This is a genomic window from Streptomyces sp. NPDC048603 (assembly GCF_043199475.1).
Taxonomy (GTDB): domain Bacteria; phylum Actinomycetota; class Actinomycetes; order Streptomycetales; family Streptomycetaceae; genus Streptomyces.
The window spans coordinates 86,021-108,742 of record NZ_JBICVY010000006.1; the positions used below are offsets into that span (position 1 = coordinate 86,021).

21 protein-coding genes are annotated in these 22,722 nt (G+C 71.6%); 7 read left to right on the forward strand and 14 right to left on the reverse strand.

The features are described 5' to 3' along the window. Positions 1 to 205: 205 nt before the first annotated feature. The 3 genes from ACGFQ9_RS15960 to ACGFQ9_RS15970 form a co-directional block, all read right to left on the reverse strand. Positions 206 to 958 (reverse strand): GntR family transcriptional regulator, encoded by a 753-nt coding sequence (locus ACGFQ9_RS15960; protein WP_393574385.1) that lies wholly within the window; start codon positions 956 to 958, stop codon positions 206 to 208. Between the two features lie 124 nt (positions 959 to 1,082). Beyond that, a complete protein-coding gene (locus ACGFQ9_RS15965; RefSeq protein ID WP_393574386.1) occupies positions 1,083 to 2,153 on the reverse strand; it encodes a septum formation family protein in 1,071 nt (356 codons plus the stop codon). Positions 2,154 to 2,222: 69 nt separating this feature from the next. After that, on the reverse strand, positions 2,223 to 3,797 hold the full coding sequence (locus ACGFQ9_RS15970; RefSeq protein ID WP_393574387.1) for a S8 family serine peptidase: 1,575 nt from the start codon (positions 3,795 to 3,797) through the stop codon (positions 2,223 to 2,225). A gap of 561 nt (positions 3,798 to 4,358) precedes the next feature. Between ACGFQ9_RS15970 and ACGFQ9_RS15975 the strand changes: the two genes are divergently transcribed. Both ACGFQ9_RS15975 and ACGFQ9_RS15980 read left to right on the forward strand, forming a co-directional pair. Further along, positions 4,359 to 5,207 carry an isocitrate lyase/phosphoenolpyruvate mutase family protein gene (locus tag ACGFQ9_RS15975; protein ID WP_393574388.1) on the forward strand — a complete coding sequence of 283 codons (849 nt, stop codon included), beginning with the start codon at positions 4,359 to 4,361 and terminating at the stop codon, positions 5,205 to 5,207. A gap of 161 nt (positions 5,208 to 5,368) precedes the next feature. Continuing rightward, positions 5,369 to 6,346, forward strand: coding sequence for an EamA family transporter (locus tag ACGFQ9_RS15980; protein ID WP_393574389.1), 978 nt, complete (start codon positions 5,369 to 5,371; stop codon positions 6,344 to 6,346). A gap of 70 nt (positions 6,347 to 6,416) precedes the next feature. Here the strand turns inward: ACGFQ9_RS15980 and ACGFQ9_RS15985 are convergent, their stop codons facing one another. From ACGFQ9_RS15985 to ACGFQ9_RS16000, 4 genes are all read right to left on the reverse strand, one after another. Further along, entirely contained in the window at positions 6,417 to 7,202 is a 786-nt protein-coding gene (locus tag ACGFQ9_RS15985; protein ID WP_393574390.1) for a trypsin-like serine peptidase, read from the reverse strand. Then, on the reverse strand, positions 7,199 to 8,326 hold the full coding sequence (locus ACGFQ9_RS15990) for an alpha/beta hydrolase (protein ID WP_393574391.1): 1,128 nt from the start codon (positions 8,324 to 8,326) through the stop codon (positions 7,199 to 7,201). The genes ACGFQ9_RS15985 and ACGFQ9_RS15990 overlap by 4 nt, the downstream gene beginning before the upstream one ends. Positions 8,327 to 8,564: 238 nt before the next feature. Next, complete coding sequence (locus ACGFQ9_RS15995) at positions 8,565 to 9,815, reverse strand: alpha/beta hydrolase (RefSeq protein WP_393574392.1); 1,251 nt, start codon at positions 9,813 to 9,815, stop codon at positions 8,565 to 8,567. 154 nt (positions 9,816 to 9,969) lie between these two features. Continuing rightward, complete coding sequence (locus tag ACGFQ9_RS16000) at positions 9,970 to 10,407, reverse strand: MarR family winged helix-turn-helix transcriptional regulator (protein ID WP_393574393.1); 438 nt, start codon at positions 10,405 to 10,407, stop codon at positions 9,970 to 9,972. Between the two features lie 80 nt (positions 10,408 to 10,487). On the opposite strand from ACGFQ9_RS16000, the gene ACGFQ9_RS16005 reads away from it, so the two are divergent. Beyond that, complete coding sequence (locus tag ACGFQ9_RS16005; RefSeq protein ID WP_393574394.1) at positions 10,488 to 11,459, forward strand: SMP-30/gluconolactonase/LRE family protein; 972 nt, start codon at positions 10,488 to 10,490, stop codon at positions 11,457 to 11,459. A 67-nt stretch (positions 11,460 to 11,526) separates the two neighbouring features. On the opposite strand, the gene ACGFQ9_RS16010 is transcribed toward ACGFQ9_RS16005, so the two are convergent. After that, complete coding sequence (locus tag ACGFQ9_RS16010; protein ID WP_393574395.1) at positions 11,527 to 12,663, reverse strand: hypothetical protein; 1,137 nt, start codon at positions 12,661 to 12,663, stop codon at positions 11,527 to 11,529. A gap of 82 nt (positions 12,664 to 12,745) precedes the next feature. Beyond that, entirely contained in the window at positions 12,746 to 13,867 is a 1,122-nt protein-coding gene (locus ACGFQ9_RS16015) for a HesA/MoeB/ThiF family protein (RefSeq protein WP_393574761.1), read from the reverse strand. Positions 13,868 to 14,114: 247 nt separating this feature from the next. Between ACGFQ9_RS16015 and ACGFQ9_RS16020 the strand changes: the two genes are divergently transcribed. After that, positions 14,115 to 15,362 (forward strand): M14 family zinc carboxypeptidase, encoded by a 1,248-nt coding sequence (locus ACGFQ9_RS16020; protein ID WP_393574396.1) that lies wholly within the window; start codon positions 14,115 to 14,117, stop codon positions 15,360 to 15,362. 82 nt (positions 15,363 to 15,444) lie between these two features. Here ACGFQ9_RS16020 and ACGFQ9_RS16025 read toward each other — a convergent pair whose 3' ends face one another. The 3 genes from ACGFQ9_RS16025 to ychF form a co-directional block, all read right to left on the reverse strand. Continuing rightward, the gene (locus tag ACGFQ9_RS16025) at positions 15,445 to 15,699 is read right to left on the reverse strand and encodes a Txe/YoeB family addiction module toxin (RefSeq protein WP_393574397.1); all 255 of its coding nucleotides are present in this window, start codon (positions 15,697 to 15,699) and stop codon (positions 15,445 to 15,447) included. Further along, entirely contained in the window at positions 15,696 to 15,977 is a 282-nt protein-coding gene (locus ACGFQ9_RS16030; protein WP_385181578.1) for a type II toxin-antitoxin system Phd/YefM family antitoxin, read from the reverse strand. The genes ACGFQ9_RS16025 and ACGFQ9_RS16030 overlap by 4 nt, the downstream gene beginning before the upstream one ends. Before the next feature lie 200 nt (positions 15,978 to 16,177). Continuing rightward, complete coding sequence (gene ychF / locus ACGFQ9_RS16035) at positions 16,178 to 17,266, reverse strand: redox-regulated ATPase YchF (RefSeq protein ID WP_393574398.1); 1,089 nt, start codon at positions 17,264 to 17,266, stop codon at positions 16,178 to 16,180. A gap of 109 nt (positions 17,267 to 17,375) precedes the next feature. On the opposite strand from ychF, the gene ACGFQ9_RS16040 reads away from it, so the two are divergent. Further along, entirely contained in the window at positions 17,376 to 17,927 is a 552-nt protein-coding gene (locus tag ACGFQ9_RS16040; RefSeq protein WP_393574399.1) for a DUF6542 domain-containing protein, read from the forward strand. Between the two features lie 190 nt (positions 17,928 to 18,117). Here ACGFQ9_RS16040 and ppgK read toward each other — a convergent pair whose 3' ends face one another. Together ppgK and ACGFQ9_RS16050 are read right to left on the reverse strand one after the other, a co-directional pair. After that, positions 18,118 to 18,870, reverse strand: coding sequence for a polyphosphate--glucose phosphotransferase (ppgK, locus tag ACGFQ9_RS16045; protein WP_393574400.1), 753 nt, complete (start codon positions 18,868 to 18,870; stop codon positions 18,118 to 18,120). Between the two features lie 21 nt (positions 18,871 to 18,891). Then, positions 18,892 to 19,896, reverse strand: a complete 1,005-nt coding sequence (locus tag ACGFQ9_RS16050) for a 4-hydroxy-3-methylbut-2-enyl diphosphate reductase (RefSeq protein WP_393574401.1) — start codon at positions 19,894 to 19,896, stop codon at positions 18,892 to 18,894. Between the two features lie 86 nt (positions 19,897 to 19,982). Between ACGFQ9_RS16050 and ACGFQ9_RS16055 the strand changes: the two genes are divergently transcribed. Then, a complete protein-coding gene (locus ACGFQ9_RS16055) occupies positions 19,983 to 21,365 on the forward strand; it encodes an APC family permease (protein WP_393574402.1) in 1,383 nt (460 codons plus the stop codon). 115 nt (positions 21,366 to 21,480) lie between these two features. Continuing rightward, the gene (xseA, locus tag ACGFQ9_RS16060; protein ID WP_393574403.1) at positions 21,481 to 22,713 is read left to right on the forward strand and encodes an exodeoxyribonuclease VII large subunit; all 1,233 of its coding nucleotides are present in this window, start codon (positions 21,481 to 21,483) and stop codon (positions 22,711 to 22,713) included. The last annotated feature ends 9 nt before the right edge of the window (positions 22,714 to 22,722 follow it).

Below are 22,722 nucleotides of genomic sequence, written 5' to 3' on the forward strand. Positions count from 1 at the left end.
CCGACCTTCACTCAGCGGATATGAGTTTTCACCAAGAGACACCTCACAGGCGTACGCATCCGGCCATGCGTACGAGTGGGCCGTGCGCGCCGGTGCGCGAGGCGCGAACGACCCACTCGGAAAGGGCTGTTGGGGACACCGGGTCGGGCGGGACCCGGACGACGGCGGAACCCGGGCGGCGGCGGAACCCGGGCGGCGGCGGGGCCTATCTGACGGGCAGGTGGTACGCGAGGCGGTAGCGGTCCGCCGGGATCACCACGTCCGCCGTCTCGACGGCCCGGCCGGAGGCGAAGTACGTGCGCCCGATGACCAGGACCACATGGCCCGGTACGCCGCCCAGGGCGTGGAGCTCGTCCGCGAGACCGGGCCGGGCCCCGACCTCCTCCACCACGTTGTCCACGACGAGGTCGATCGCGGCCATCCGGTCGACCACGCCGCAGCCCCCGAGCGGGCCCTCCTCGGGGAGCATCACCGGAGTCCGGCCGGTCACCGAGAGGGGCTCCCAGGAGGTGGAGAGCATCATCGGCTCGCCGGCGTCCCGGAAGACGTAGCGGGTGCGCATCACGCGGTCGCCGGGGGCGATGCCGAGCCGCTCGGCGATCTCCTCCGGGGCCTCGACCCGCTCGCTGCTGGAGTCCCAGGTGCCGCGCGCCCCGGCCTCGGCCTGCTCCTGGCGGAAGGGGGTGGAACTGCCGGCCGAGCGGTACGCGGAGCGGTGCACCCGGCGCGGCACCGGCTGCTCGCGCACGTACGTGCCGGAGCCGGAGCGGCCCTCGACCAGCCCCTCGGCCATCAGGACCTTGCGGGCCTCCAGCGCGACGGTGTCGGAGACCCCGTACTCCTCCCGGATCCGCGCCTGCGAGGGGAGCCGGGTATGCGGAGGCAGGGACCCATCGACGATCTTCCGCCGCAGATCACCGGCGACGCGCAGATAGGCCGGCTGCTCACCGAAAGTCACGGGCCACTCCCCTCAGGTTGACAGACAGCTACAGCCTGGCAACGGTTGGTTGAGCACCGCAAGCAAAGGCCAGAGTTTCACCCGATGTGATGAAGCGAGGTCACTCAAACACAGTTACCGTGGGTCACGCCGATTCGCGCGCCGGACCGTCCCCGGAACCGCCTCCCGGGCCGCCCCGCCCGTCCTCGAATTCCTGCAACCACTCCGGAACCCTGTCCGAAAGCCCCAGTTCCCGCCGCAGTTCCCGTTCCGCCTCCACCGAAAGCGCGGACAGCCCCGCGTCCCACTGCTCCTCGAAGGCCTCCGTCCCCTTCGCCCGCGCGGCCCGCTCCCAGGCGCGCCGGGACTCCCGTACGGCCTCCCGCTGGGCCGCCGCGGCCCGCCGCACCCCGGCCGAGCCCGTCAGCGCGCCCAGCGCCCGCTCCTCGGCAGCCAGTGCGCCGTCCACCCACCGGGCCCAGTCGCGGTAGGCCGCGGGGGCCTGCTCCGGCTCCGGCCGCGGCTTGTCGGCGAGCACGAACTCCACCCGGTTCGCCGGGCCCAGGAAGGCCCGCTGCCCCTCCGTGAACCCGCCCCCGGGCTGCCGTACGCTCCCCCGGTGCTCCGCCCCGGTGGTGGCGATGACGCACACCGTCCTGCGGTCCCCGGCGCGCCAGCCCTCCCGGGAGGGCGCGAAGTAGTGGCTCTCCGCGTGCGCGGGCAGCGCCCAGGCGTCCATGGCGTACCGGTCCTGGGCCCGCCAACAGCCCTCACCGGACCGGTCGTCGAGCGCGTCCTCCCCCGGCCAGGGGCTCCGCGGCTCGTCGAGGACCGCCGTGACCTCGGCGTCGTGCGGCTCGGTGCAGGCGACCGTGAACACCCTGGGGGTGGGCCCCTCCAGCCGTCCGCCCGGCACGTTGAAGCAGTCCCCCGCCTCGACGTCGCCGACCTGCGCGGCCGTTCCGACCGCACCGCCGCGCGCGGCGGCGGACTTCCGCTCCAGGCCGTCGGTGAAGGAGGACAACTCCCGGCCCAGCAGCACCACTCCGGTGCCGGCCACCGCCACCACCAGGGCGACCGCCGCGGCCACCGGCACCCTGGTGCGCCGCTTCCCCGGCGCCGGGGCGGGCGGCGTCCACGGGGGCCGGTCAGCCTGGGGAATCCATGGCATCCGGCCGGAGGGCGGGGCCCAGGGATCGGGCGTCTGGTCGCTCACGGGTGCGAATGGTACGCAGCGGGGGCGACCGCCGGAACGGTCGCCCCCGCACTCATCCGCTCACTGCGGTCAGAACTGCAGCGACCAGGCGTCGATCTTGCCGGTGTCGATGTTCGCGTTGTCGTTCACCCGCAGCTTCCAGGTGCCGTTGGCGACCTCGCTGGAGGCGTTGACCGTGTAGGTCTGCAGGATGTTGTCCGTGCTGCCGCCGCTGCGGTTGTGCAGGGTGTAGGCGGTGCCGTCGGGGGCGATCAGGTCGACCTTCAGGTCACCGATGTAGGTGTGCTTGATGTCCACCGCGACCTTCAGGGTGGCCGGGGCGTTGCCCGCCACTCCGCTCACCGTGACCGGGGACTCCACGGTGGAGTTGTCGCTGATCGCGTAGTCCGCGGTGTTCTCGAACTTCGGTCCGGGCGGGGTGGTGCTGCCGCCGCCGACCCGGAGCAGCCGGTTCGGCGAGCCGCTGCCGGGGCTGGTCACCACGCCGGGCGTGGCCGCGGCCACCAGGGCGGAGCCGACCTGGGCGGGGGTGCTGGACGGGTTCTGCGACAGGTACACCGCGGCCGCGCCGGCGACGTGCGGCGAGGCCATCGACGTACCGGAGATGGTGTTGGTGGCGGTGTCGTTCGTGTTCCACGACGAGGTGATGCTCGAGCCCGGCGCGAACAGGTCCAGGATGGTGCCGTAGTTGGAGTAGCTGGCGCGCGCGTCGGTGCTGGTGGTCGCGCCGACCGTGATCGCCTCGGCGACCCGGGCCGGGGACTTGGTGCTGGCGTCGGTGTTCTCGTTGCCCGCCGCGACCGCGTAGGTGATGCCGGCGGCTATGGAGTTCTTCACGGCGGTGTCGAGCGCGGTGTCGGCGCCACCGCCGAGGGACATGTTCGCCACGGCCGGCTTGACCGCGTTCTGGGTCACCCAGTCGATGCCCGCGACCACCTGGGCGGTGGTGCCGGAGCCCTGGTTGTTGAGCACGCGGACGCCGACGATCTTCGCCTTCTTGGCCACGCCGTAGGCGGTGCCGCCGACGGTGCCGGCGACGTGCGTGCCGTGGCCGTGGCCGTCCTGGGCGACGTTGTCGTTGTCGATGGCGTCGTAGCCGTTGAAGGCGCGGCCGCCGAAGTCGCTGTGGCTGATCCGGACACCGGTGTCGATGATGTACGCGGTGACGCCCTCGCCGGCCTTGTCCGGGTAGGTGTAGCTCTGGTTGAGCGGCAGCGACGCCTGGTCGATGCGGTCCAGGCCCCAGGACGGCGGGTTGGGCTGGGTGGCGCTGACGGTGAACGTCCGGTTCTGCACCACGGACTTGACGGCCGGGTCGGCGGCGATCTTCTTGGCCTGCGCCTCCGAGGCGGAGATCGCGTAGCCGTTGAGCGCGGCCTTGTACACGCGCTCGATCTTCGCGCCGTGGCGCTCGGCCACGGACTTGCCGCTCGCGAGGGTGGAGCGGGCGGCGGAGTCCTTCAGGATCACGATGTAGCTGTCGGCGACCGTGCCCGAGGCTCCGGCGTTCTCGATCACGCCTGCCGCGGCGGTTCCGCCGGCGGCCGAGGCCGGGAGTGCGACGGCCGTGCCGATGGCGAGCGCAGCGACGGCGATCGCGCTGACACCGGCGAGCTTCCGGCGGGTGTGACGCATCACGGACATGTGAGGTGTCCTCCTCATAGGTGGTGCGTTGCGGGGGGTAAGCGACATGCCCATGACAATGCGTGTGTGCGCCGTTGGGCCCGTCGCCTCCGAAAGACTGACCCAGCATCAGGCGGTCCCACAAGGGGCGAACAACCGCGTAACGTCCGTGCCACACGGCCGCCACGTTCGGGAAAAGCGCCGGTGCACACCCCGCGCCCGCTGCCCAGGTGCCGTTCCGGCCAAGTCGGCCGGCCCGCGCCCCCGCGCCTCCCGCACCGTCCGCCGGACCGTCTCCCCGCGATGAGGTGCGCGGAGGCCGCCGGTCCGGCCGGCCGGACCGGGGGCGGAATCCCGCCACCGCCGGGGTGGCGGAGCGCTCGGTTCCGCAGTCACCGGTAGTCGGACGGAGTTGTGCATTTTTCGTGCGCACGCAATACGGCGTGACGAGACACCGGGCGCCGCCCGGGCGGGAACGCCCGGGCACGGCAGGCGCGCGTACCGTCCGGCGGCGGAGCCCACGCGGCGTTGATGTCGGAAATCCGCAGGACCGGCACGCGCTCCCCCTGGTCGAATGGCGGCATGACCGCTCACGTATCCGCTGCCTCCGAACTCACGGCACTCACCGCCAGGGCCCGCGCCTTCACCGCGCTGCACGACCCGGCCGCCCCGCTCGCCCTCGCCAACGCCTGGGACGTGGCCACCGCCCGGATCGTCCAAGCGGCCGGGGCGCCCGCCATCGCCACGACGAGCGCCGGGGTGGCCTGGTCCCTCGGCGCACCCGACGGGGACGTGCTCGCCCGGGACCGCGCGCTGGACCTGATCCGCCGGGTGGTGGACGCCGTGTCCGTGCCGGTTACCGCCGACATCGAAGGCGGCTTCGGCGCGGACGCGGACGCCGTCGGCGAGACGGTCGCCGGGGTGCTGGACGCCGGTGCCGTCGGGATCAACATCGAGGACGGGTCCCGCTCCCCCGCCGAGCAGGCCGAGCGGCTGGCAGCCGCGCGGGCGGCCGCCGACTCGGCCGGGGTCCCGCTCTACGTCAACGCCCGCATCGACACCTATCTCCGCGGGTACGGCGCGGAGGGCCCGGCCCGGCTGGACGAGACCCTGGCCCGGGCCGCCCGCTACCTGGAGGCGGGGGCCAGCGGCGTCTTTGTCCCCGGCGTGCACGACCCGGCGACCGTGGCCGAGCTCGCCAAGGGCGTCCCGGCCCCGCTGAACGTCCTGGCCGGACCGGGCGCCCCGGCCGTCGCCGAACTCGGGGCCCTGGGCGTGTCCCGGGTCAGCCTCGGGTCGTGGGTCGCTGAGGCGGCCTACGCCCTGGTGAAGCGGGCGACCGAGGAACTGCTGGCGGCCGGCACCTACGGGGCGGTCGCGGACTCCCTGCCGTACGGGGAGCTCAACGCCCTTCTCACGGAAGGCAACTGAACGAGGGACGGACCCGCGCACGGGGTGACGGGCCGCGGCCGGGCGACGGGACCGCGGGCGGGCGACGGGACCGCGGGCGGGCGATGGGACCGCGGGCGGGCGATGGGACCGCGGGCGGAAATTCAGATACCTGCATCCACCAACAACCATAGGATCCTGGCGTGTCCACATCGAACGCCAACTCTGCGGAGAGCAGCCCAGAAGCCCCGCCCGCCGAAGCGACCGCCACAGGGTCCGCCGCTCCCGGCTCCCGCAAGGTCACCGGTACGGTCTGGGCGGCGCTCGCCATCGTCTACGTCGTCTGGGGTTCCACCTACCTCGGCATCCGGATCGTCGTCGAGACGATCCCGCCCTTCCTCTCGGCCGGCATCCGGTTCGTCACCGCCGGCCTGCTGCTGACCGCCCTGGTGGCCTGGCGGCAGGGCCCGGCCGCGCTCAGGGTCAGCGGCCGGCAGCTGGGCTCGGCGGTCCTGGTCGGCCTGCTGCTGGTCCTCGGCGGCAACGGCCTGGTCGTACTGGCCGAGACCGAGATACCCTCCGGCCTCGCCGCGCTCCTGGTCGCGGCCGTGCCGATGTGGGTGGTGCTGCTGCGGGCCGGGACCGGGGACCGTCCGGCGCCGAGCACGCTGGCCGGCGTCCTGCTCGGCATGGCCGGGCTCACGGTGCTGTGCAGTCCGGGGCTGACCGGGGACGTGAGGCTGTGGGGCGTGCTGTCGGTGCTGGGCGCGACGCTGACGTGGTCGCTGGGCTCGTTCGCCTCGGGTCGTCTGCCCATGCCCGCCAACCCGTTCACGGCCAGCGCGTACGAGATGGTGGCGGGCGGTGTCGCGGGCCTGCTGGTGGGCCTCGTCCGGGGCGACCTGCGGGAGTTCGACCCCGGGGCCGTGTCCGGCGCCTCGTGGGCCGCCCTCGGCGGCCTGATCCTGTTCGGGTCGCTGGTGGCCTTCACCGCGTACGTCTGGCTGCTGGGCACCGCGCCGCTGTCACTGGTCGCCACCTACGCGTACGTCAACCCGGTGGTCGCCGTGGCCCTCGGGGCACTGATCCTCGACGAGGCGCTGACCTGGCCGATCGTGGTCGGCGGCATGATCGTGGTGGCCGCGGTCTGCGTGATCGTACGGACCGAGCGGCGGAGCTGAGCCGGACCGTGCCGAGCCGGACGGTGCCGAGCCGGACGGTGCCGAGCCGGACGGCGGCGAGCCGGGCGGGTCAGCCGCGGGCGGCCCTTGCGTAGAGGGCTTCGGCCCGGTCGTCGAACAGGGCGGCGGTGGAGTCCACATCGGTGTCGCCACCGCTGAGCACCCCGATCAGCCGGCCCGGCTGCTCCGGACCGCGGTCGGCGATCCACGGACTGCCGCTGGTGCCCGTCCAGAAGCCGGCGCAGCTGATGTACAGCATGTCCGGGTCGTCCTCGTCATGGCCGGTGCGGGTGGTGCAGGAGATCGGCTCGTTCTCCGGGTTGTGGTCCTCCTCCGGGTAGCCGACCACCGTGACCTCCCGCTCGTACCCGGAGTGCCAGTCCGGCCGCGGGGCCCGCTCGCGGCCCACCACGTCCTGCAGGCTGCGGCCGTCCTCGTCCGGCTCGACCGTCAGGAAGGCGTAGTCCGCGGTGTCCTCGCCCCATTTGGACCAGCGGTCGTCGACGTGCACCGAGCTGACCCGCCACAGGCCGAGCGGCTGCCGGCCGGAGCCCTCTCCGGAGAAGGCGGGGGCGAAGGACAGTTCGCCGATGGCGAGGCCGTCGTGCGCGACCTCGCCGGGCTCCCCGTCCTTGCCCTCGGGGGCCACGCAGTGCGCGGCGGTGGCGACCACGTTCCCCTTCGGGCTGTCGACCACGCTCGCCGTGCACCAGTGCTCCCCGCCCGCCATCAGCACGCCGACGGTCGGGAACGGGTGCTCGGCGGCCTTCCCGGGGCTGGGTCTGAACCATGCCACCGTGATCATCGCCAGCACGGCGGCGACGACCGCGGATATGCCCTTGGCCACGGGGCTCATCGCGCCCCGGGGTCGGGGGTGGGTGCGAGCAGTACCTTGCTGATCCACTCCAGCGACCCCTCCCTCATGCCTCGTACGTACGACTTGCCGTTGTGCGATCCATCCTGGATCACCTGCAGGCGAGTGTGCACGGGCCCCCGGGAGAAGTTGCGCATGAACGTGTCGGCGATGTTCCGGCCGCTCTCCGCGGTGCCGATCTGGAAGTTGAGGTAGACGTCCGGGCCGCCCGCCCTGATCAGCTTCTCGGCGAGCTTCTCCGGGTTGTTCTCGTCCATCGCCTGCCGGTTCCCCTTCCACAGCGGGGAGTCGGGGACGGTGTCGACCCCGCTGGCGATGACCGCCTTGAACCGGTCGGGGTGTTTCAGGACGTGCTTGAGCGCGCCGAAACCGCCCGAGGAGGAGCCCATGAAGGCCCAGCCGTCGCGGGAGGTGAAGGTACGGAAATTCGCCTTCACGAAATCCGGTACGTCTTCGGCCATCCAGGTGCCCATCCGAGGCTGTCCGGGGATGTCCGAGCCGTCGAAGTGGTTCTTGGTGTCGGCGTTGATCACCGGCATCACGAGGACGAAGGGCAGGCTGCGGCCGGCCTTCGCGCCCTCGGTGACGGCCTGCTGGAGCCCGAGGCCGGGACCGGTCCCCCAGTAGTTGTTCGGGTAGCCGCGGCCGCCGGGGAGCGAGATCAGCACCGGGAAGGCGCTGCGGGCGTACGCCGGGTCGTTGTACTCCTTGGGCACCCAGACCCAGACGTCGCCGGTGAAGCCGGACTTGCCTCCCTTGAGGGTGGTCTTGCCGATCTCGGTGCCGTCGGGCAGGCGGGCCTGCCGGACGAACCGGGCGGCCGGGCCGGTGGGCATCCGGGTCCCCGGGCGTACGGCGGGGTCCTCGGCGGCGGCGCCCTCGGCCTTGCCGAAGCTCATCGGCTCGCCTATGTCGCCGAAGAGGTCGAACTGGTACGCCGCCACGCCGCCCCCGGCGGCGAGGGCGAGCGTGAGCGCCCCGCAGATCAGGAGCAGGCGCCTGCGGCGGGGCCTGCCGGTGGGGCGGGTCGGGGCGGCCGGGCCGGTCGGGTCCCCCGGGCCGGTTGGGTCTTCCTGGCCGCCCTGCTGGTCATGCTGCACGGACATCTCCGATGGTTACCGATTGATCCCCCTTACACACGATAGAGAGCCCGAAATCCCCTCCGGGGTTGCCTGCGGCGGCCCCCGGCGCGTCAGGGACGGACGTGGCGCTCGCCACTCCCTGCCGCCGGGCACACCGAAGGCACCGCCGGACGCGGGGTGAGGGTCACCCCGCAGGGCGACGGGCTACCCCGCGAGGTGACGGGTCACCCGCAAGGTGACGGGTCACCCGCAAGGTGACGGGTCACCCCGCGTCCGGCTTCGGCGCCTTCATCACCTTGCTGGTCTTCTCCAGGGCGCTCTCCTTCATGCCCCGGACGTAGTCCCAGCCGTTGTGGTCGCCGCCCTGGATCTCGTGGATGTCCACCTTGACCGGGCCCTTGCCGTACTTCTGCCGGAACTGCTCCAGCTTGGCCTTGCCGCCCTCCTTGGTGCCGTACTGGAAGTTGACGTACACCTCGGGGCTCCCCGGCGTGTCGATCAGCTTCTGGGCCAGCTTCTCGGGGTTGTTGGCGTCCATCTCCTTCTGGTGACCCCTCCAGAGCGGGGAGTCGGGGACGATGTCGCCGCCGTTGGAGATCACGGCCTTGAAGCGGTCCGGGTGCTGCATGACCTGCTTGAGTCCGACGAAGGCGCCGGAGGAGTTGCCCATGAAGGCCCAGCCGTCGCGGGACTTCCAGGTGCGGAAGTTGGCCTTGGCGAAGTCGGGGACGTCCTCGGCCATCCAGGTGCCCATCTTGGCCTGGCCCGGGATGTCGGAGCCGTCGTAGTAGTACTTGCTGTCCGGGTTGAGGACCGGCATGACCAGGACGAAGGGCAGGCTGGTGCCCTTCTTGACGCCCTCGCTGATCGCCTTCTGCAGGCCGAGGCTGCGGTCGGACCAGTAGTTGGCCGGGTAGCCGTTGCCGCCGGGGAGGGAGATGAGGACCGGGAAGCCGCTCTTCGCGTACTTGGGGTCGTCGTACTCCTTGGGCGTCCAGACCCATACGTCGCCCTCGAAGCCGGACTTGGCGCCCTTGAGGCGGGTCTTGGATATGCGGGTGCCGTCGTCGAGCTTGCTGGTCTGCTTGAACGCCGCCGCGGGGCCGGTGGGCAGGGACACGTCCTGGTCCCCGGAGGGCGCCGGGGCACTGCCGTCGGACTTCCCGCCGCCGGTCTTCCCGCCGCCGGCCGCGGTCGGGGTGCCGTAACTCACCGTCTGGCCGTTGCCGTCGAACCAGTCCGTCTTCCAGTACGCCCAGCCGGCGCCGCCGCCGGCGAGCAGCGCGACGACGACCGTCGCACCGATCCACGCCTTCTTCCGGGACCGCCGGGGCGGCTGCGGCGGCTCGTGGCCGTACTCGCCGTGCTCGCCGTACTCGGAGTACTCGGCGTACTGGTGCTGCTGGTATTGCTGGCGCTGCTGGTACTGCGGAGCTTGGTGCTGCGGCGGGTACGGCTGCGGCGGCTGCGGCGATCGGTGCGGCTGCTGCGGCTGCTGCGGGTACTGATGCACGGACTTCGCTCCGAACGGTCATGGCTGCCCCGCGCCTCGCGCCGGACAAACGGCTTGTCATCCCATTGGTCCTGATGCAGCCATGACTCGCCGGGTTGCGAAACCCGCAAAAAAGATGATGTGAATCTCGGATGAACGGGGCGCCGGCCCGACCTCAGGGCTGGGAGCCGAGCAGATCGCCGCACCGCCCCAGCAGCGCGAGCAGCAGTTCCCGCTCCTCCTCCGTGAACGTGGCGGCGAGCGCCCGCTCGACCCGTACGGCCGCCGCGTCCGCCACGGCCATCACGGCCCGGCCCTCGTCGGTGAGCCGGGTCTCCAGCACGTTGCGGTGCCACTCGTGCGGGGTGCGCTCGATGAGCCCGCGTTCCTGGAGGTTCTTCAGCACGGTGTTCATCGTCGGCGGCGTGACCCCGCACATCCGCGCCAGGGCGGCGGCGGAGATACCGGGGTTCTCGGCGAGACAGAGCAGCGCGGCGTACTGCGGAACCGTTACTCCGGCCGGCTTGAGCGCGGCGTGCTTCGCCGCCATCAGAGCCTGTTCGGCGCGCTTGATGTGGGAGCCGATGCGCTCCTCGGCGGGCATGGAGGTCATTCCCGCATCCTAAAGGCCTTGCAAGCATTAGAGCTCTAACTTACATTCACATTCACATCGACACGAGAGGTCTGATCATCATGCGAGTACACCTGAAGCGCACGGCGGCCATCGCGACGACCCTGCTGGCGGCACTGGCGACCGCCCCCTCCGCCTCGGCGGCCACACCGGCCACCTGCCCGCAGATATCGACGGCCTTCGTCCTGCCGGGCGCCAAGGTCTATCCGGAGGGCATCACGGCGGACGCCCGCACCGGCGACGTCTACGTCGGCTCCTACGCGGACGGCACCGTCTACCGGGCCCGCCCCGGGCAGCGCACGGCCGAGGTGTTCCTGCCGGCCGGCACGGACGGCCGGGACACCGCCAACGGACTGCGGGTGGACGACCGGGGGCGGCTCTGGGTGACCGACTCCAACACCGGTGTGGCGGTCTACGACCCGGCCACCCGCACCCGCATCGCCCACTTCGAGGCGACGGGCGCCGAGCCCTTCTTCATCAACGACCTGACGATCACGCCCGACGGCACCGCCTACCTGACGGACAGCTTCCGCTCCGCCGTCTACCGGGTCACCCCCGCCGACCTGGCCCGCGGCACCGGCGAACTGCGGGTGGCGTACGACCTGGACCTCCCGGCCGGCTCCGTCACCCTGAACGGCATCGTCTCCGACCCGGCCGGCCGCTACCTCCTCACCGTGGACATGCCCAGCGGCGTGCTGTACCGGATCGACCTCCGCTCGGACGCGATCACCCGGGTCGCCCTCCGGGGCGGGGACATGAAGGCCGCCGACGGACTGCACCTCTCCCCCGGCGGCACCCTGCGGGTGGCCCACAACACCACCAACACCCTCAGCCGCTGGCAGCTCTCGGCCGACGGCACCCGCGCCCGTCTCAGCGACAGCCTGACCGATCCGTCCCTGCAGATCCCGACCACCCTGGCCCGCGCCCACGGCCGCACCCTGGTCGTCCGCTCCCAGTTCGACAAGGGCGGCCCCCTGACCCCCTCGACGGGCACCCCGACCACCTTCACCATCGCCGCGGTCCGCGGCCTCTGACCCTCCCGGGCCGGGCGACAGGGCATCCTGTGCACGGAGGCCGCCCCGCGGTCCGCCCGACGCGCTGTCAGGACCGGGCCTTCTTGACCCTGCGACCCCTGATCCAGGTCATCAACCACAGAAGGTGACCACCGCCGAGCAACGCCAGCACTGCGGCGGCATCCAGCCGGTCTGTCCACGAATGGCCCCCGGTCACAGCGTTCGCCGCCTGGGCCAGCAGCGTGACATCAGCGGGCGCGGTAACCAGAGCGAGGAAAGACAAACACCCGGCCGTCCCGAGGACGAGAACCACGGCATAGGCACGTACGGCGACCCGCTCCGAGGCGGGCACCCCGGGAACAGGGTCCACCCTGACGGCGCTCCGCCGTGCCAGGGCACGACACAGGCGGCGAAATCTGTGCCGCGCATACGCGAGACCATCCCCGTGCAGGTCACGGCAACCGACGAGGTCCTCCAGAACGAAGTAGAGGTCGGTCCGCAGGAACACAAGCAGTTGGAAGGGAAGCATCAGGAGGGCGAGGAGGGACACGGCCGAGAGGATCCGGTGGGCGACCGTTGAGGGCGCGGTCGCCGCGGCGAAGAGAGCAGCAGCGGCGAACACAGTCAGGTCGGACCCCATACCGGCCAGGTACGTGGTGATCCGAGCACGGCGAGGGGCGAGTTCGATCCCGCTGACATCCGTCTGCATGACGAGGAACTGCAGCCTCGTTCCCAACCGTATGCGCGCCGGCACCCCTGCGGCGCGCGCCACTGCGAGATGGGCGAATTCGTGCAGGAAGAGAAGAACCCAGCCCGCAACGGCCGCCAGGATCAGCACGGGAGTCCCTCGTTCGTTCCACAGCAGTTCGCGGTAACCCAACGACACATCGGGATGAGAAACGATCACCGCGAGAGCAGCCAGAACGAACAGGCCGACAAGTAAGGGAACAAGAGGATTCAGCATCCACCGTACGTGCACCGCGCGAATCCCCGGGAACGTGGGTACTGGCAGTTGCGGAGACGGCACCACTCCGTCATCCACCTCAGCCACGAAGCCGAGACCGATCAAGGCATCGACGAAATCCAGAACGTCGAACTCTTCACCGGTCTCCTCGACCAGCGCGGTGGTGACCAGGTCCACGGTCATCCCCCCGTCGAGCAGCTCAACGGCCCGCTTGCCGACATCGGGCAGGGCCACACAGCGCCCGGAGGCCACGCGGCCCACGATCCACTCCGTACCGTCGCCCCGTACTGCGAGTGGATGAAGGCGGACCCGCGACGTCCCGTCCACTGACGGGAACGGATGATCAGCCATGGCCCCTGGGTGCGTCTCCGCAGGCCGGGCAGTCGGGGCGGCGGGGGAACCTCTCCGTCATCGGCTCTCCCGGCACCATCAGGTTCAAACCCAGTCGGCAACCGGGATCGAGGGCCGGTACACCCGTCAGGAGGGCGAGCGCCGCATGTGCCAGCAGGCTGCCGGACAGACCGGCCGTCACAGCATTGGCGGGATTCCATGGCATCCGAGGCGAAGCAGCCGATTCATCCTCGTCGGGGCCCAGCCGTAAGTCCCGGCGTTCGACCTCCCAGGCGCGCAGGCATTCCCAGCAGGCCCCGCGGCCGGGCACATGCACTCCCACGCTGACCAGGGGACCCCGGTATCCACCGTCTACCCACGGCACCCCCGCGTCCAGGCAGGCACGGTTCGTCCACCGGCGAATGGCATCCGGCCGGTCGGCGGCAAGCACGAGCAGACTGTAGTCATCGGCAGCCAGCCGAGCCCTCAGATCGCCCGGCCCGCGAACATGTCCACGCTCCCCCGTCACCCGCACGTCCGAGTTCTTGCCCCTGAGGACCTCCAGGGCGGCGTCGGCCTTCGGTCGCCCTATATCGCTCTCTTGGAAGAGGGGCTGCCGGTTCAGATTCGACAGCTCCACCACATCGGGCTCCACGAGGTGCAGCAGTCCAACACCTGACGCAACCAGCGCCTGAGCCGCATATCCTCCAGTCCCTCCCACACCGATCAGCAGGACGCGTGCGCCGCGAAGGCGCATCTGCACGTCCCACACGGAGTTCCGGGGCGTCAGGTCCATCCACCGGAACAGAGCGGCACCGCGGCCGTACCGTTTCTGCTCCCGTTCGGACAGCTCCACAGGCGGAGCGGCAGCGGCGTCCTCGACGAAACCTGCCTCCAACAGGTCCACCAGCGCCTCGCACACGTCTTCCTCCGCCAGCGCCACGTGCTCGCTCAGCACCGCCTCGACGACCTCCCCCACCTCCCGGGTGCCGTCCAGAGCGTCCACCAGCGACCACACCCAGCCATGGGGGTCGCGGATCTCGGCACCGATGCCGTACACGACGCTCCCGATCCGCACATGGCCGTCTGCGGTGCGATACGCACGGTGCTCCGGTTTGACGCGCGGCCGCCGCATGCCGGAACCGTAGCTCTTCACGCGCATCCCTCCCCATTTCCGGAAACGCATGCTTGACACTCCGAACCGGTTCAACTCACCCTAGGCGACAGAACGGGATCTTCAACTGGCCCCAGCACAAGCGATGTTGACGAGGAGAACTCGAATGCCCAAGAAGATCGAGATACGCCCCTTGGACAAGAAGGAAACCACCGGCGCCAGCAACTCCACCGGCAGCTGAGGTCCGGTAGGAACACCCAGTCGCACCGTGGACCTGTACCCGACACTCACCGAACTGACCGCGCGCGCAAGGCGCTTGGCGGAGGACCACCCCGGTGCCCTGCGGCTGCGGGAGGTCGGCCGTTCGCGCGGGGGTCGGCCCCTGTGGCTGCTGTCCGTCGGTCGGCGGGGCCGGCACGACGTTCTGGTCGTCGCCGGAGCGCACGCGAACGAGCCGGTCGGCGGGCTCACGGCACTCCGGCTGGCGGCCGCGCCGCACGAGCTGGAGCGCACCGGGTGCACCTGGCACTTCCTGCTGTGCCTGGACCCCGACGGGATGGCCCTCAACGACGGGTGGATACGGCGGCCGGCCTCGCTGGAGGACTACTACCGGGGCCTGTTCCGGCCCGCCTCCACCGCCCAGCCGGAGTTCCTGCCGGCCGGCGGGGAGCGCGAGACCCTGCTGCCGGAGTCGCGCGTCCTGGTGGACCTGCTGGACGAATTGCGTCCGGTGGCCCAGTTCTCCCTGCACGGCGTGGACGTCGGCGGCGCGTTCGTCCAGCTGACCGAGGAGGTCCCGGGGGCGGCGGAGGACTTGGCCCGGGCCGCCTCGGCGTTCGGGATCCCGGTCGAGCACCGGCCGTACGACGGCATCGACTGGGACGTACGGCACCCCGGGGTCCTGGTGCTCCCGGATTCCGAGGTGGTCACCGAACGGGACCCGGCCGGGTTCTCGGCCCAGGCCACATGGCTGTACGCGATGCGCCACGGCACCGTGTCCGCGGTGGTCGAGGCCCCGGCCTGGGCGGCGTGCGGGGTGAGCGGCCCCGGCGCCGCGGGCACCTCGCCGGATGCCGCGATCGCCGCCGTCAGCGAGCTGCTGCTGACGCGGGCGGACCGGCTGGAGCGGGCGCTCGGCGGCCTGCGCGGCCGGCCCGGACCGTTCACGGAAGCCGCCCGGGAGCTGCTCGGTGCGTGCGGCGGGGTGGTGGACACGTGGAAGGACCTCCGGGCCCAGGGCCTGCCGGGGCTCGCGGACACCGCCGGCAACTGCGCCTCGCTGGGCATCGCGGCCCGCCGCATCCCCCTCCGCGCGGCCGCGATGATGCGCCGGGGCATGGACCCGGCACTGCCGGCCGAAGCCCGTGCCGCCGACACCCTCGCGGCCCTGGTCGCGGAGTGGTCCGGCGAACTGCGGGCCGCGTACGCGCCCACCTGGATCCCGCCCACCACCCAGTCCGCCTTCCAGGCCCGCACGGTCCTGTCCCTGGCGGACCGCCTGCTCACCGCGGACTGACGGAAGAATCGGGCGGGCGGCCGCACCGGATTGCCTGCCGGGTCACCACCTGCCTGTGGCGGGAGACCGACGACACCGTCGGTCAGTAGTGGTACCGGGCCGCGAGGATGACGATCTCCTTGTCGGTCACCAGGTAGACGAGCCGGTGTTCGTCGTCGATCCGCCGCGACCAGACCCCGGGCAGGTGGTACTTCAGCGGCTCCGGCTTGCCGATGCCCGTGAAGGGATCACGCCTGACGTCCTCGATGAGCTTGTTGATCCGGGCGGGCATCTTGCGGTCGTTCTTGAGCCAGGACGTGTAGTCCTCCCAGCCCTGGTCCTCGAAGACAAGCCTCACGCAGCACCCGCACCCGCGTCCGCCGAGTCCGGATCGATCAGCTCGCGCTCCGACACGTTGATGTTGGCCAGGGCGTTCTCGTACGCCTTGAGCAGCCGCCGGGCGTTCGCCGGGGAGCGCAGCAGGTACGAGCCCTCACGCAGCGCCGCGTAATCCTCGGCCGAGACGAGCACGGCGTTGCCGTGCTTGGAGACGATCTCGATGGCCTCGTGGTTCTCGTTGACCTTCTTGATCAGCGGAAAGAGTTCCTTGCGGGCTTCGCTCGCGGTTATCGACATGACCTGGCCTCTCCCCTCAAGTGGTACCTAATAACGTACCACTCGCGGCGCTTTCCGGCCGGGCCGAGCGGCTGACCGACGGCCGGATATCCCGGCACCATTCCAGCACGGGAAACAACAAAGGGGCCGACCCTCGGCGGAGTCGACCCCTTCTGACCTGCATGTTTGCCACGTCAGCGACGTGGTGTCGTGTCGTCCGCTCAGACGTTGAAGCGGAACTCCACCACGTCGCCGTCCTGCATGACGTACTCCTTGCCCTCCATGCGGGCCTTGCCGGCGGCGCGGGCGTCGGCGACGGAGCCGCAGGCGATCAGGTCGGCGAAGTGGATGACCTCGGCCTTGATGAAGCCCTTCTGGAAGTCGGTGTGGATCACACCGGCCGCCTCGGGGGCGGTGGCGCCCTTCTTGATGGTCCAGGCGCGGGCTTCCTTCGGGCCGGCCGTCAGGTAGGTCTGCAGGCCCAGGGTGTCGAAGCCGACGCGGGCCAGAGTGGCCAGGCCGGGCTCCTCGGCGCCGACGGACTGGAGGAGCTCCATGGCGTCCTCCTCGTCGAGCTCGGCGAGGTCCGCCTCCAGCTTGGCGTTCAGGAAGATCGCCTCGGCCGGGGCGACCAGGGCGCGCTGCTCGTCCTTGAAGGCCTCGTCCGTCAGCTCCTCCTCGTCCACGTTGAAGACGTAGAGGAAGGGCTTGGTGGTGAGGAGGTGCAGGTCGTGCAGGAGCTCCGCCTTCTCGGAGCCCTGGAGGATGCCCTGGGAGAAGAGGGTGTCGCCCTTCTCCAGGATCTCCTTGGCCGCCTCGACGGCCGCGACCTTGGGGGCGACGTCCTTCTTGATCCGGGTTTCCTTGGCCAGCCGCGGCAGGACCTTCTCGATGGTCTGCAGGTCGGCGAGGATCAGCTCGGTGTTGATCGTCTCGATGTCGTCCTTGGGCGAGACCTTGCCGTCGACGTGGACGACGTTCTCGTCCTTGAAGGCGCGGATGACCTGGCAGATCGCGTCCGACTCACGGATGTTCGCGAGGAACTTGTTGCCCAGCCCCTCGCCCTCGCTCGCGCCGCGCACGATGCCGGCGATGTCGACGAAGTCGACGGTCGCCGGGAGCACGCGCTGCGAGTTGAAGACCTCGGCGAGCCTGGCCAGACGGTCGTCCGGGACACCGACGACGCCCACGTTGGGCTCGATGGTGGCGAACGGGTAGTTGGCCGCCAGCACGTCGTTCTTGGTCAGGGCGTTGAACAGGGTCGACTTGCCGACATTCGGCAGACCGACGATTCCGATCGTGAGCGACACGTTGGCGACTTCCCGTAGCTGCTGGAGGGTACGGCCCGGGCATGGGCCATCAGACAGTTTACGCGTGTCCCAGGGCCTCGAACCGGGGTGCGGCACCTAGCCTCATGGGGTGGAGCAATACAGGGTGCGGTCAGATCATCACCCCGCGCAGCGGCGGCTGCAGCGGCCCCCGGCGCCTCCGGCCCAGCGGCGGCCGCCGGCCGCGACCGGCGGGGCGGCCGTACGGCCCCGGCCCCGGCCGGGCGGACCGGGCCGGCTGCCCCGGCCCCGGCTGACCGGGCTCGGCGGCGGGCTGTTCGCCTGCGCCGCCATGGTGCTGGCGGGCGGGATCGACTGGCTGATCTTCGATGTGTCCCTGATCGCGTACGGGGTGCTCTTCCTGCCGGTGGCCGCGGTGACCGCGCTCTGGGTGCGGCCGGCCGACCTGATCACGGCCCCGGTCTCGGTGCCGATCGCCTTCGCGGTCGGTGTGTGGCCCATCGCGGGCGGGTCGGGGGGCATCGGCGGACAGGTGATGGGGGTGGTCACGGCGCTGTCGCTGCACGCGGGGTGGCTGTACGCGGGGACGCTGGTGGCGGCGTTGATCGCGCTGGCGCGGCGGGCGGTGCGGAGCAGCCGCCGCCGGATCCGCATGGCCCGCCGGGTACCCGCCCAGGGCTGACCGGCCGGGCGGCCGGCTGCTCCACCGGCGGTGGGGGGCCGTACACCGGTGGCAGCAGGGCTGGACACACGGTGGGCGCACGGCTGCGGGCAGTGCGGGGCGCAGTTGCCGGGCGGGGGTGCCCCGGTGTGCCCACCCGTCCCGCCCTGCGGGGACGCCTGCCCACACCGGGGGCACCGGGACTGCGGTGCTAGTGACCGTCGCGGGCGGCCATGGCGGCGCCGACGATGCCCGCGTTGTTCTGCAGCCGGGCCGGGACGATCTCCGCGCGGATGCCGGAGATCAGGGGCAGGAACTTCTCCGGCTTGCGGCTGACGCCGCCGCCCAGGATGAAGAGGTCCGGGGAGAAGAGCATCTCAACGTGGGCCAGGTACTTGTGCAGCCGCTTGGCCCAGCGTTCCCAGCTCAGCTCCCCGTCCTCCTTCGCCTTCACCGAGGCCCGCGTCTCCGCGTCGTGCCCGTGCAGCTCCAGGTGGCCGAGCTCGCTGTTGGCGACCAGGTGGCCGTTCGTGAAGAGGGCGCTGCCGATGCCCGTGCCCAGGGTGAGCAGGATGACCGTGCCCTGGCGGCCGCGGCCCGCGCCGTACGTCATCTCGGCGACGCCCGCCGCGTCCGCGTCGTTGAGGACCGTCACCGGCAGCCCGTCCAGCTGCCGGGAGAGCAGCGCCCTCGCGTCCAGGTCGATCCACGCCTCGTCCACGTTGGCCGCCGAACGGGTGATCCCGCCCGTGACGACCCCCGGGAAGGTGATCCCGACCGGGCCGGACCACTCGAAGTGCCGGACCACCTCGGCAACGCACCCGGCCACCCCTTCGGGGGTGGCCGGGTGCGGTGTCAGTACTTTGTGGCGCTCGGCCGCCAGCTCGCCGCGTGCCAGGTCCACGGGTGCGCCCTTGATGCCGGAGCCGCCGATGTCCACGCCCATGATCTGCGTCGTCTGCATGGACATACCGTACGAAAGGACCTACTTATCGGCGACCAGTTCCGCGGCTTCGGCCCGCAGGTCCCGACGCAGTTCCTTGGGCAGCGAGAAGGTGATGGACTCCTCGGCCGTCTTGACGATCTCGACGTCGGCGTAGCCGCGCTCGGCCAGCCATTCGAGGACCTCCTCGACCAGGACCTCGGGGACCGAGGCACCGGAGGTGAGGCCGATCGTGGTGACGCCCTCCAGCCAGGCCTCGTCGATCTCGCTGGCGAAGTCGACCAGGTAGGCGGCCTTGGCGCCGGCGTCCTTGGCGACCTCGACCAGCCGGATGGAGTTCGAGGAGTTCTTCGAGCCGACCACGATGACCAGGTCGGAGTCCGCACCCATCACCTTGACGGCCGCCTGGCGGTTCGAGGTGGCGTAGCAGATGTCGTCGCTCGGCGGGGAGACGAGGAGCGGGAACTTCGTCTTCAGCGCGTCGACGGTCTCCATGGTCTCGTCGACCGACAGGGTGGTCTGGGAGAGCCAGACGACCTTGGACTCGTCCCGGACGGTGACCTTGTCCACGTCGTGCGGGCCGTCGACGATCGTGATGTGGTCCGGGGCCTCACCGGAGGTGCCGATGACCTCCTCGTGGCCCTCGTGGCCGATCAGGAGGATGTCGAAGTCCTCGTTCGCGTACCGGATGGCCTCCTTGTGCACCTTGGTGACCAGCGGGCAGGTCGCGTCGATGGTCGCGAGCCTGCCGCGGGCGGCCTCCTCGTGCACCACGGGGGCCACGCCGTGCGCGGAGAACATCACGATGTTGCCGGGCGGGACCTCTTCGGTCCGCTCGACGAAGATCGCGCCCTTCTTCTCCAGCGTCTGGACGACGTACTTGTTGTGCACGATCTCGTGGCGGACGTAGACCGGAGCGCCGTACTGCTCGAGGGCCTTCTCGACGGCGATCACGGCTCGGTCGACGCCCGCGCAGTAACCGCGGGGGGCGGCGAGCAGCACACGGCGACGGGAGGCGGGCGAAGCGGGAGCAGTCATACGGACCATCGTACGGCCGCGTCGATCGGCCCGAAGATCGGTCCGCCGACAGAGACTGGGGCGGAATCCTGTTCACCCCGTCGCTCGGAGGAAGCATGGCGGAGGTCCGGGCGGAGGTAAGCCACGACCAGGGCGGACTGCGGCGGAATCTGGGCTTCCGGGACCTGGTGGTCTACGGGCTGCTGATCATCGCCCCCATGGCCCCGGTCGGCGTCTTCGGCACCCTCGACGCCCGGTCGCACGGGGCGGTCGCCCTGGTCTACCTCTGCGCGACCGTCGCGATGGGGTTCACCGCCTTCTCCTACGCGCAGATGGTGCGGGTGGCGCCGCAGGCCGGGTCGGTGTTCACGTACGCGCGCAAGGGGCTGGGCGAGGGAGCGGGGCTGATCGCCGGCTGGATGGCGCTGCTGGACTACCTGCTGATCCCCGCGGTGGCCTACCTCTTCTCCGGGATCGCGATGAACGCGCTGGTGCCGGAGGTCTCCGCCTGGGTGTGGACGGCACTGGCGGTGGCGGTGACCACGCTGCTCAACCTGTGGGGCGTACGGGCGGCGGCGCGCGTCGGCTTCGTCGTGCTGGCCATGGAGATCACCGTGCTCCTGGTCTTCCTGGTGGCCGCGGTGACCGTGCTGGCGTCGGACGGGGCCCGGCGCGGCTGGCTCTCGCCGCTGACCGGCGACGGCTCGCTCGGCTTCAGCCCGGCGGCGGTGCTGGGCGCGGTCTCGGTGGCGGTGCTGTCCTACCTGGGCTTCGACGCGATCGCCTCCTTCGCGGAGGAGGTCACCGGCGGCTCGCGGCGGGTGGCCCGGGCGCTGCTGTGCTGCCTGGCGCTGACCGGCGCGCTGTTCTTCGCGCAGACGTATCTGGCGGCGCTGCTCACCCCGCTCTCCGCGGCGGAGCTCGCGGCGGACCCGGCGCTGCAGGGGCCCGCCTTCTACGACGCGGTGAACGCCTCGGTCGGGGACTGGCTGCACGACCTGGTGGCGGTGAGCAAGGCGGTCGGGGCCGCCTTCGCGGCGCTGGCCGGGCAGGCGGCGGCGGGACGGCTGCTGTTCGCGATGGCCCGCGAGCGGCGGCTGCCGCGCGCGCTGGCGCGCACCTCGGGCGGCACCCCGCGGGCGGCACTGCTGGTGGCGGCGGTGATCACGCTGGCCGCGGCGGTGTGGGCGGCCCGCCGGGACGACGGGCTGGACCACCTGGTCTCGGTGGTGGACATCGGGGCGCTGGTGGCGTTCACCCTGCTGCACGCCTCGGTGGTGGGCTGGTTCTGGGTGAAGCGGGGGGACGGTCCGCCCAGCCGGTGGAAGCACCTGCTGGTGCCGGTGCTGGGCGCGGCGGTCACGGTGGCGGTGATCGCCGAGGCGTCGCGGGCGGCGCAGGTGGTGGGCGCGGTCTGGCTGGCCGTGGGGCTGGCGGTGCTGGTGGTGCAGCGGGGGCGACACCGGACCGGTTCCCCCGGCGGATCCCCCGGCGAGTGAGCCGATGAGGCGCGCCTGCCGAGCGGTCGACCGTCGGCAGCGGCTTCCGGCGCCCCGGAAGCGAACCGAGGCTCAATCAAGGGGGCGTGTCGGCGGCGCCCGTTAGCCTTCGGGCATGGGTCTGAATACGTCGGCCGAGGCGCCGCTGCCCGTCGGCCAGGTGTCCCGGCTCATCGGGGGCTGGATCGAGCGGCTCGGTCAGGTGTGGGTGGAGGGGCAGATCACCCAGCTGTCCCGCCGTCCGGGTGCGGGGGTGGTCTTCCTGACCCTGCGCGATCCGTCGCACGACATCTCGGTGAGCGTGACCTGCTACCGGCAGGTGTTCGACGAGGTCGCGGACGCGGTGTCGGAGGGCGCGCGGGTGGTCGTCCTGGCCAAGCCGGAGTGGTACGCGCCGCGCGGCCAGCTCAGCCTGCGCGCCTTCGAGATACGGCCGGTGGGCATCGGGGAGCTGCTGGCCCGGCTGGAGCGGCTCAAGCGCTCGCTGGCCGCCGAGGGCCTGTTCGCCCTGGAGCGGAAGAAGCCGCTGCCGTTCCTGCCGCAGCTGGTCGGGCTGGTGGTGGGCCGCGCCTCGGCGGCCGAACGGGACGTGCTGGAGAACGCCCGGCGCCGCTGGCCCGCGGTCCGCTTCGAGGTCCGCAACGTGGCGGTCCAGGGCGTGCACGCGGTGCCCCAGGTGGTGCAGGCGGTCAAGGAGCTGGACGCGCTGGACGAGGTCGACGTGATCATCGTGGCGCGCGGCGGCGGCAGCGTGGAGGACCTGCTGCCGTTCTCCGACGAGCAGGTCGTACGGGCGGTCGCCGCGGCCCGCACCCCGGTGGTCTCGGCGATCGGGCACGAGCCGGACACCCCGCTGCTGGACCTGGTGGCCGACCTGCGGGCGTCCACGCCGACGGACGCCGCGAAGAAGGTGGTCCCGGACGTCGGGGAGGAGCTGGAGCGGGTCCGGCAGCTGCGTGACCGCGCCCTGCGCGCAGTACGGGGCCTGCTGGACCGGGAGGAACGGGGTCTGGCGCACGCGCTGGCCCGGCCGGTGTTCGTGCATCCGCAGCGGATGGTGGAGACCCGGGAGGACGAGCTGGAGGCGCTGCTGGGGCGCAGCCGGCGGACCCTGGGGCACCTCCTGGACCGGGCGGAGTCGGAGCTGGCGCACACCCGTGCCCGGGTGGTGGCGCTGTCCCCGGCGGCGACGCTGGAGCGCGGCTACGCGGTGCTGCAGCGGGCCGACGGGCATGTGGTGCGGTCGCCGGAGGAGGTCTCGGCGGGCGACGTGCTGCGGGCGCGGGTCGCGGCGGGCGAGTTCGCGGTCTCGGTGGCCGAGGGGGAGACCGGTCGCGACGCGGAGTGACTTCACGCT

Coding starts and splice junctions, on each gene's coding strand:
- ACGFQ9_RS15970 (WP_393574387.1), bottom strand. CDS start 3,797: ATGTCCGTGATGCGTCACACCCGCCGGAAGCTCGCCGGTGTCAGCGCG.
- ACGFQ9_RS15975 (WP_393574388.1), top strand. CDS start 4,359: ATGACCGCTCACGTATCCGCTGCCTCCGAACTCACGGCACTCACCGCC.
- ACGFQ9_RS15985 (WP_393574390.1), bottom strand. CDS start 7,202: ATGAGCCCCGTGGCCAAGGGCATATCCGCGGTCGTCGCCGCCGTGCTG.
- ACGFQ9_RS15990 (WP_393574391.1), bottom strand. CDS start 8,326: ATGTCCGTGCAGCATGACCAGCAGGGCGGCCAGGAAGACCCAACCGGC.
- ACGFQ9_RS16000 (WP_393574393.1), bottom strand. CDS start 10,407: ATGACCTCCATGCCCGCCGAGGAGCGCATCGGCTCCCACATCAAGCGC.
- ACGFQ9_RS16005 (WP_393574394.1), top strand. CDS start 10,488: ATGCGAGTACACCTGAAGCGCACGGCGGCCATCGCGACGACCCTGCTG.
- ACGFQ9_RS16015 (WP_393574761.1), bottom strand. CDS start 13,867: ATGCGGCGGCCGCGCGTCAAACCGGAGCACCGTGCGTATCGCACCGCA.
- ACGFQ9_RS16030 (WP_385181578.1), bottom strand. CDS start 15,977: ATGTCGATAACCGCGAGCGAAGCCCGCAAGGAACTCTTTCCGCTGATC.
- ppgK (WP_393574400.1), bottom strand. CDS start 18,870: ATGCAGACGACGCAGATCATGGGCGTGGACATCGGCGGCTCCGGCATC.
- ACGFQ9_RS16050 (WP_393574401.1), bottom strand. CDS start 19,896: ATGGTCCGTATGACTGCTCCCGCTTCGCCCGCCTCCCGTCGCCGTGTG.
- ACGFQ9_RS16055 (WP_393574402.1), top strand. CDS start 19,983: ATGGCGGAGGTCCGGGCGGAGGTAAGCCACGACCAGGGCGGACTGCGG.
- xseA (WP_393574403.1), top strand. CDS start 21,481: ATGGGTCTGAATACGTCGGCCGAGGCGCCGCTGCCCGTCGGCCAGGTG.